At 58.4% G+C, this 678-nt stretch carries 1 protein-coding gene; it reads right to left on the bottom strand.

What is annotated here, in order from left to right:
- Positions 1–287: 287 nt before the first annotated feature.
- Positions 288–678: putative sulfate exporter family transporter (locus QM467_RS19795; RefSeq protein ID WP_283368051.1), on the bottom strand; the 391-nt coding region annotated here is incomplete at its 5' end.

Here is a 678-nt window from a genome sequence, read left to right on the forward strand (position 1 = left end):
GGGATGGCCGACAAACCGGCATGTCAGATGGGGCGCCGGTTAATTGAACAACCCGGTCTCGAATGCAGCATTACAAACGACAATCTGTCCCCAAACAACGCAATGTTTTACATCAAAGTTCCGGCGTCAGAAATCCCAGCCGACGGGCGCGTCGGGACCACGCAAGAAAGAATCCCAGTGCGCCGGCCCCTCCGTCTTTCCACGTCGCAAGATGTCTCAGATCTTCGGACGACGGACCGCCTGAAACGATGAGAATTTTTCGCGAGGGCTTAGCTGTTCCGCATATTTCAGGTGAACTTCACGGCGATAGCCGTAATCACCGCGATCCAGGCTGTCTCCAGCACCATCAGGGCGATTGGCTTCCACCCGACCGCCGCAAGATCCTTAAAGGACGTCTTCATGCCCAGCGCCGCGATCGCCGTGACCAGGCACCAGCGAGATATGTCATTGGCCAGATCTGTCGCCATTTTGGGCAACAGTCCCGAACTGTTCAGCGCCACCAGGACGGCAAAGCCGACCAGAAACAGGGGGAGGTTCACCTTCGCGCTGCGCTGGCCGCCCGTCGCCTGGCGACTGACCACAAAGGCGATGGTGAAAACCACAGGCAGCAACATGCTGACCCGCAGCAGCTTGACGTAAGTGGCGACGTCCCCGGTCTCAGGCGAGATCGAATAGCCT

The sequence above is a fragment of the Rhodoblastus sp. 17X3 genome (assembly GCF_030056575.1).
Lineage (GTDB): Bacteria > Pseudomonadota > Alphaproteobacteria > Rhizobiales > Beijerinckiaceae > Rhodoblastus.